General features: G+C 37.8%; 8 protein-coding genes. 6 read left to right on the top strand and 2 right to left on the bottom strand.

All coding sequences use genetic code 11. The features are described 5' to 3' along the window. The 4 genes from AC06OU_RS05745 to AC06OU_RS05730 form a co-directional block, all read left to right on the top strand. Positions 1 to 740 (top strand): amino acid--tRNA ligase-related protein (locus AC06OU_RS05745; RefSeq protein ID WP_475854552.1); only part of this gene is annotated, 740 nt, incomplete at its 5' end. A 63-nt stretch (positions 741 to 803) separates the two neighbouring features. Then, positions 804 to 1,514, top strand: coding sequence for a DnaD domain protein (locus tag AC06OU_RS05740; protein WP_475854550.1), 711 nt, complete (start codon positions 804 to 806; stop codon positions 1,512 to 1,514). 10 nt (positions 1,515 to 1,524) lie between these two features. Then, positions 1,525 to 2,181, top strand: a complete 657-nt coding sequence (gene nth / locus AC06OU_RS05735) for an endonuclease III (RefSeq protein WP_475854549.1) — start codon at positions 1,525 to 1,527, stop codon at positions 2,179 to 2,181. After that, positions 2,168 to 2,476 carry a YpoC family protein gene (locus AC06OU_RS05730; protein WP_475854547.1) on the top strand — a complete coding sequence of 103 codons (309 nt, stop codon included), beginning with the start codon at positions 2,168 to 2,170 and terminating at the stop codon, positions 2,474 to 2,476. Before nth ends, AC06OU_RS05730 begins: the two co-directional genes overlap by 14 nt. 448 nt (positions 2,477 to 2,924) lie before the next feature. On the opposite strand, the gene AC06OU_RS05725 is transcribed toward AC06OU_RS05730, so the two are convergent. Together AC06OU_RS05725 and recU are read right to left on the bottom strand one after the other, a co-directional pair. After that, complete coding sequence (locus AC06OU_RS05725; RefSeq protein WP_475854545.1) at positions 2,925 to 5,573, bottom strand: PBP1A family penicillin-binding protein; 2,649 nt, start codon at positions 5,571 to 5,573, stop codon at positions 2,925 to 2,927. A 21-nt stretch (positions 5,574 to 5,594) separates the two neighbouring features. Continuing rightward, entirely contained in the window at positions 5,595 to 6,194 is a 600-nt protein-coding gene (recU, locus tag AC06OU_RS05720; RefSeq protein ID WP_475854543.1) for a Holliday junction resolvase RecU, read from the bottom strand. A gap of 470 nt (positions 6,195 to 6,664) precedes the next feature. Here recU and AC06OU_RS05715 point away from each other — a divergent pair, with 470 nt between their 5' ends. Together AC06OU_RS05715 and AC06OU_RS05710 are read left to right on the top strand one after the other, a co-directional pair. Continuing rightward, positions 6,665 to 6,820 (top strand): hypothetical protein, encoded by a 156-nt coding sequence (locus AC06OU_RS05715; protein WP_169359545.1) that lies wholly within the window; start codon positions 6,665 to 6,667, stop codon positions 6,818 to 6,820. 60 nt (positions 6,821 to 6,880) lie between these two features. Further along, positions 6,881 to 7,050: DUF1798 family protein (locus AC06OU_RS05710; RefSeq protein WP_475854554.1), on the top strand; the 170-nt coding region annotated here is incomplete at its 3' end.

Here is a 7,050-nt window from a genome sequence, read left to right as displayed (position 1 = left end):
AACTATACATGGAAGCTGCAGCGATGGCATTAGGAAAAGTATTCTCCTTTGGACCAACATTCCGTGCAGAAAAATCTAAAACACGTCGTCACTTAATTGAATTTTGGATGATTGAGCCGGAGATGGCGTTTGTAGAATTCGATGAGAATTTAGAAGTACAAGAGCAATACGTGGCATATATTGTCCAATCTGTTCTTAAAAACTGTCAATTAGAATTAGAGCGTTTAGGACGCGACACTTCTAAATTAGAAAAAATTCAAGCACCATTCCCACGTATCACTTATGATGATGCAATCAAGTTTTTACATGAAAAAGGCTTTGATGATATTGAATGGGGAGATGATTTCGGATCACCGCATGAAACAGCTATCGCAGAAAGCTATGATATGCCAGTATTCATCACGCATTATCCTATAGGCATTAAACCATTCTACATGCAGCCTCATCCAGACAGAGACGATGTTGTATTATGTGCAGATTTAATCGCTCCTGAAGGATATGGTGAGATTATCGGTGGATCAGAACGTATTCATGATTATGATTTACTAAAACAACGTCTTGCTGAGCATAAATTAGATGAATCGGCTTATGCATGGTATCTAGAGCTACGTAAACAAGGGTCTGTTCCTCACTCAGGATTTGGGCTTGGATTAGAGCGTACAGTAGCTTGGTTAAGTGGAGCAGAACACGTACGTGAATCTATCCCATTCCCAAGATTATTAAACCGTTTATATCCATAATCAGAAAGAACATTTACGTTAATAAACTTTTACAGCGTATTATATAAGAAAGGGAGTGCGAGTATGCATAAGCGAAATCGGCTCCGAATCTGGACAGAGCAGGGAAATGTAACCATTTCCCAGCTTTTTTTTAGCCATTACAAGGCCATTAATGTCAAGGACGAGGAAGCTATTCTGCTATTACATCTTATCGCTTTTGGAGAAGCGGGTAACCACTTTCCAACCCCTCAAAACTTAGTGGAACGTACACATTTTAATGAACATAAAGTAGTGACGATTTTACAACGTCTTGTCCAAAAGGGATTAATCCAAATTGAACAGCATATGGACGAAAATGGAGTTCATTATGAATACTATGATTTTAATCATTTATGGGAGCTTTTGGTCGATTGCGTAGAGCAACAAAACCTTAATAAAGAAGACGAAGAAGTGAAGGGCGAAGAAGGCGAAATTTACAAATTGTTTGAAGCTGAATTCGGTAGATTGTTATCTCCAATGGAATATGAAACAATTGGAATGTGGTTTGACCAGGACAAGCATTCAGCCTCTTTAATAAGGCTAGCTTTGAAAGAGGCTGTCTTATCTCAAAAGCTAAGCTTGCGCTATATAGACCGCATATTATTCGAGTGGAAAAAGAAAAATATAAAAACAGTAGAAGCTGCAGAAAATCAGTCAGCTCAGTTTAGACAGCATATACCAATGCAAAGACCAAAGGAGCAATCCTTAGATACGGCGAAAGTTCCTTTTTACAATTGGTTAGAAGAAAGAGAGTAGGTGGAGAACGTTGCTTACAAAGGCCCAATGGCATTTTTGTTTAGAGGAAATGGAAAGGATGTTTCCGGATGCTCATTGTGAGTTAGTCCACGATAATCCTTTTGAATTATTAGTAGCTACACTTTTATCAGCGCAATGCACGGATGTTCTTGTAAATAAAGTAACTAAAAATTTGTTCCAGAAATATAAAAAGCCAGAAGACTATTTAGCAGTTTCAATCGAAGAGCTACAAAACGATATACGTTCAATCGGCCTATATCGTAATAAAGCAAAAAATATTCAAGCGCTTAGTAAGCAACTAATAGAGCTTTATGATGGAGAAGTACCGGAAGACAGAGATCTACTTACTACTTTTCCAGGAGTAGGGCGCAAAACTGCTAACGTAGTTGTTTCAGTTGCGTTTGACATTCCTGCCATTGCCGTCGATACTCATGTCGAAAGAGTATCGAAGCGATTAGGACTATGTCGATGGAAGGACTCTGTCCTACAGGTTGAAGAAACGTTAATGAAAAAAACTCCGATTGAATCCTGGTCCAAGGCACATCACCAGCTTATATTTTTTGGTCGCTACCATTGCAAGGCACAAAATCCCAATTGCCCACAATGTCCGTTACTGCCTGTGTGCAGAGAGGGTAAAAAAAGGATGAGTAAAGTTGTCCAAGCTTAAAAAAGAAGACTTTGTCGGACTTTTTGCAAAGTGGTCAGAGCTACGAGATGAGATACAAGCGCATTATAAAAAAAGAAATAACAGGTCTAATGATTTAATGGAAAAAGGAATTGTTCTGTTAAACGAATTAATCGAACTTGCAGATGGCACTTGTCCATTAAACTATCAGGAACGTTTTACTTTTATAAAACAGAACTATAAAACTTTCGCGGCGTTCCGACAGTTGGATGAATTATTTAAAGAAACGGAAAAGAAGCTTGCTCTTCGCTTTATTATGGAATCAAGGAAATCTTAATTATTTTACAATGCCCCATATGAACTGCCTACTAGAAGTTAGATACTAAACTAACTTAGAGTGGGAGTCCATAGGGGCATTTTAGATAGGGCAGTTAAAATATAAAAAAATATGGCTCTGTTAAAGGCGAGTGCACTGAAAAATTACTTTTAAACGCTTAGAGGTAGAGTATGAATAAAGCATCCTATTTCCTGAGACCGGGTCTTTTTCGTTCCGAGCGGATGCTTTCCTGGGGGCGGCCCGGCACAAATTTATTATAAAAACGTAAGTATTTCAGTGCCCTCGTTAAAGGCTAGGGTTGGTTTTTCGTGAAACGAGTTCGTTTGTGAAATGTTACATAAGCAAAAAAAATGACTTTAAGTGTTCAAGAAACAATAAAAAACGAGGAAAGGGTTATATCCCATTTCCTCGTTCTTCTTTTAATCATTTTAGGTAATAATCGGATAGGTTAAGGTGTAGATCCGCTTTCGGTGCCGCCTTCAGGGGGTGCTTCTGGATTTTCGCCATCTGTTCCACCGTCATTTTCTTGACCGTCATCACTGTTGCCAGCATCGCCATCGTTGTTATTACCATTTCCATTATTATTACCGTTACCATTATTACCATTACCATTACCATTACCATTACCATTGTTACCGTTATTACCATTACCGTTACCGTTGTTACCATTGTTTCCAGGTTGGTTTTCATTCTCGCCCTCGGTATCTTCTGGTTTTTCTTCCTCCGAATCAGGAGATTCGAGATCTTCTTCTTCGATACCTTCGAGCACTAGCTCTACACTAGCTGATTCACTTCGAACATCCTCTGCTACTGCTGTAACCGTAAATACATATTTACTTCCAGGGATTAATGCTTGAACGATTAACCCTGTTTTGTCTGTTGTTTGTAAAACTTCGCTAGGACCATTGTCAATAGAGACAGCTACTTCAAATTTAACGTTAACATCTTCTTCGCCCTCAGGTCCTTCGAAGTCCCAATCCAACGTTGCCGATGATGTTATTTCATCATATTGCACAGATAGGTTAGAAGGGGCATTAAGTTCTAGCTGATCATATTCCTCAGATACTTGTTTAGGCTCTGTCCCTTTAACAAATAACTCTGTTAGCTTCATATTATCCGGTGTATACTCACTAGCTAATTTTAAGGGATTAGAACCTTTTTCAATTGTAACTTCTACGACTGAATTAGGCTTCTTAAATCTTTCTGTTTTCTGTCCCTCGGAAATACCACCCATAACCTCTTTAAAGATTCGCTGTGGAAGACTTCGTTCTTCGGCAGTTGTAATAGCAGAATTGTCATCATATCCCGACCAAACGGTTACCGAATAGTTGGTTGTGTACCCTGCAAACCATACATCTGGAACACCTTTTTTATCTCCGCTGAAATTTGACGTACCAGATTTTCCTGCTACATCTAATCCACTGATTGCAGCAGCTTTACCAGTTCCTTTTGTTAAAACATCACGTAAAACGTCTGTAATAATGTATGCTGTTGAATCCTTCATAACTGTCTTGGATTTAGGCTTGTAATTCTTTTCTGTTTTTCCATCTCTATACACAATTTTGTTAATTGCATATGGTTCTGTATGATTCCCATTATTACCAAACGCAGCGTATGCTCCAGCTAGTTGAATAGGGGACATGAATTTTGAAATACCACCGATTGCATAGGCTTCATTTACCGTGCCGATATCTACTCCAAATCGACTGATAAATTCTCTAGAGTTCTTAGTACCTACTTCTCTTAATGTTTGAACTGCTGTCGTATTTCGAGATTTATATAATGCTTCACGCATAGTCATAGCACCTAGATATTTGTTATCTGCGTTACGTATTACTTGATCTGTACCTGTATACTTTATAGCTTCATCTACGATAGTTTGAGCAGGTGACCAACCTAAATATTCTACTGCTGGAGCATAATCTATTAAAGGCTTGATAGTCGATCCAGGTGAACGTTCTTTCATATCATGCGCATGATTATATCCTCGATCTGCTCCGTAATTTCTACCTCCTCCAGCAGCGACAACTGCTCCAGTTTGAGTATCAATTACCGCTACACCAGCTTGTATATCCTCAGTAGGGAATATATCAGAGTTCAAGGTTGCTTCTACTTTCTCTTGAGCTTTCGGTTGAAGTGTCGTATGAATAGTTATACCTTCGGAAATAGCATCTGCATCTCCATTTTCTTCAAGTTCTTCTAATACTATATCGATAAATGCATCGTATTTAGAATCTTGGTTCGCTACTCTTTGATCTTCGGGTAGAAGGGAGTCAGCAACTGGAATAGCTTGGGCTGCTTTCATTTCCTCATCTGTTATTTTGCCATGAAGATTCATTAAGTAAAGAACTGTATTTCTTCTCTTTTCAGCAAGTTCAGGATTTTTAAAAGGGTTATAGTTATTAGGACTTTGAGGCATTCCTGCTAATACAGCCATTTCATGTAACTCAAGATCCTTTAATTCTTTCCCATAAAAATATTTAGATGCAGTACCAAAGCCATAAATACGTCCTGACATTAAAATTTTGTTGAAATACATTTCAAAAATTTCTTCTTTTTCATATTCACGCTCTAATTGTAGAGCTAAATGAGCTTCTTGAGCTTTTCGTTTTATTGTTTTTTCGTTTGTAAAGAAAGAGTTTTTGACAACCTGTTGAGTGATTGTACTTGCACCCTGGGCACCAAATCCATCCTTCAGGTTGGCTAAAACGGCTTTACCTAAACGTAAGACATCTACACCCATGTGGTCATAGAAACGCACATCCTCAGTTGCTAAAATAGCATCTTCCATTTGTTGAGGAATCTCTTCATATGGAATATATTCTCTGCTTTCACTTCCGACGGTTGCAAACTCTTCACCGTTAGCATCTAATAGTTTAGGACTGATCGGGTCTTTTAGTAATTCCTCATCTAAATCTGGTGCTGTGCTTGCATAATATGCATAGACGGACCCACCAGTTATTAATCCAACTAATCCAATAGCTAAAATTGCTATCATGATACGTTTTAGCCATGTTTTTGCAGGTTTTTTTTGTTTTTTCTTTTGTTCAAGCTGTTGTTTTCTTCTTTGTCCACGAGTAGATTTTTGCTCACTCATAAACGTCTCCTCACTTTCCCTTTATACATACAAGTCATTAACTATCTTTAAATAATTGACCCTTGGTGCATATTTTGGAGTTATTTCAATCCCATATTCCTCGAATTCTCCGATAGTGATTGATTTTCTTCCTCCAGATAGCATTCTATCCCAAAAAAATTTTAAATGCTCGTAAGACAAATAAAAATATCGATCCGTCGCAGAAAAACGAACCAATAGAAAGCTAATACCGAGTTGCTGGACAACTCTTCCCATATGTTCTACTTGATGCAAATGAACGTTTTTTAAAGGAAATGAAGTCTTATTTTCCGTTTCTTTTGCTTCAAAGTCAATATATTTTCCTTTGTATACCCCGTTAAAGTCAGTAGTGGATGGTGTTCTGTAATACGCTTCTTTTATTACTGCCGAGCTTCTACTTGGATAGTCTACCTTAACGACCTGAATAGGTATTGGTTTTTTATAGATGACAGCAATGTCATGAGCTAGATAGTACTCATTGGCATCATTTATCTCATCTTCTAACGTCTTACCCCTATTACTGAAAGAATAATCCTTTTGCTTTGGGGTTTTTGTTTTCTTGGTAGGTGTATATACCTTCCCATTAGGGTATTGGATAGCCAAGACAATCACCTCTTTTATGATATTAGTTTATCACAAGTTAGTTAGACGAACGAGTAATCAATTTAGTTTCATTTAGCTATGTTAAAGGGTTGGGTTGATTTAGGATGCAAAGAAATCTTAAACCAGATAGTAGAATTGATTTCCGCCCCAGTCGGACGCTTTCCTCGTGGTGAGCGATAAACCATCACCCCGAGGAAAGCGCGTGGTTGTGATGTCTTATCGATCTCATTCATCCCGAAGGAGTCGCCGTCTGGAACTCCAATCAATAAATGGGAACAGTTTTAGCATTGAAAAAGCGCTAATAAAGTTACTCGCATAAGTGAAGCTGAAAAACTGTCACCAAACCATAAGCTTTTCATCTTAACCACTGTCGATGTGCCGCTAGTTTTGTCTTATGTATAGAACCTTTGTCGAGTAGGAAGGGATTTATCAGGAAGGAAGGAACTAAACAATAAAAGGAGAGTGTTAACATGAATAAAATTGAACGTCTTATTGATCAACTAGAGCTTTTGGAATATCTATTGGAGAACCGTTTAAACGAAGAACAGGATCAATTTGAAGAAGATTTTAGTAAATCATCTTTTCGCTTGCTAGGGAAGATGGAGAAATTAGAAAGTAATCTGTAAGGAATGTATGTTCGTTCGAAGCTGGTAATATGCTATGCTTTTTGATAAACTATTACTAGAATGAGAGGGATTACTTTGTCATTAACAAACGTAAATAAACAGCTGCTAATTGAATGTGATAGTTGTATAGAAAGGTTTCACCGTTTTCGTGAAGAAGACCGTGAACCGGATTTTTTTGAAGAAGTAAAGCCATATGCGTATGATATAGATGAATTACTGAATGAATGGGA

It is taken from the genome of Psychrobacillus sp. (genome assembly GCF_056205495.1).
This window is presented reverse-complemented; position numbering and strand designations above follow the sequence as displayed.

What these genes read in the sequence shown, in the direction of transcription:
- AC06OU_RS05715 (WP_169359545.1), top strand. Translation starts at nt 6,665, where the DNA reads ATGAATAAAATTGAACGTCTTATTGATCAACTAGAGCTTTTGGAATAT.
- AC06OU_RS05740 (WP_475854550.1), top strand. Translation starts at nt 804, where the DNA reads ATGCATAAGCGAAATCGGCTCCGAATCTGGACAGAGCAGGGAAATGTA.
- AC06OU_RS05725 (WP_475854545.1), bottom strand. Translation starts at nt 5,573, where the DNA reads ATGAGTGAGCAAAAATCTACTCGTGGACAAAGAAGAAAACAACAGCTT.